Origin of the sequence: Kitasatospora nipponensis, assembly GCF_039528135.1 — a bacterium.
Classification (GTDB): domain Bacteria; phylum Actinomycetota; class Actinomycetes; order Streptomycetales; family Streptomycetaceae; genus Kitasatospora; species Kitasatospora nipponensis.
On sequence record NZ_BAAALF010000785.1, the window covers coordinates 1 to 659 of the forward strand.

Genomic DNA, 659 nt, shown 5'->3' on the forward strand with positions numbered 1-659 from the left:
GGCCACGTCCCCAATCTTCACTTGCGGCTGCTTGTCCCAGCAGGTCCCGTCCGAGTCCGTGTCCGTCGCCACCACATTGTTGACCAGCACCGCATCGGTGCTCTCACCAGCCAGCTCAAGGCCCGTCCGGCAATGGCCGAAGAGGGAGTTGCTCACCACGATGGTGGCAGGCGAGTCGACCACCGAGACGGGCGTGCCACTACCGGTGTTGACCATGTTGGTGGTGAGCGTGGTGTTCTTCGCTCCCCCGTCCACCACGATCCCGGCTCCCTGGTACCAGAGCCGGAACCGGCCGATGGTCACGTACCTGGAGTCGGCTCCGGTCACCCGCACCGAGGCGGTGGCGGCACCGGTCACCTGGCCGCTCATCACCACGACGTCCGTGGAGTTCTCCACCACCACGCCGTACTGGCTCGCGGCGAAACCGAGGTCCTTGATCCGTACGTGCTGGGCGCCCACCACCGAGAAGCCCGTCGCCAGGCCGGTGCTTCCGATCGTCCCTTCCCAGATCTGGTGCTCCCACGGGGCAAGGGCTCCCCTGAAGGTGATCGGCGAACTCTCGGTCCCCGAACGGGTCAGTTTGACCGACTCCGGGTACGTGCCCTTGGAGATGTTCACGGTCTGTCCTGGCAGCACCGCGTCGGCGGCCGCCTGGACGG

The 659-nt window shown here is 66.8% G+C and carries 1 protein-coding gene; it reads right to left on the reverse strand.

The window, feature by feature from the left end; genetic code table 11:
• On the reverse strand, window positions 1-618 hold a 618-nt coding region (locus ABD323_RS43335; RefSeq protein ID WP_344447520.1), incomplete at its 3' end, for a right-handed parallel beta-helix repeat-containing protein.
• Between the last annotated feature and the right edge of the window lie 41 nt (window positions 619-659).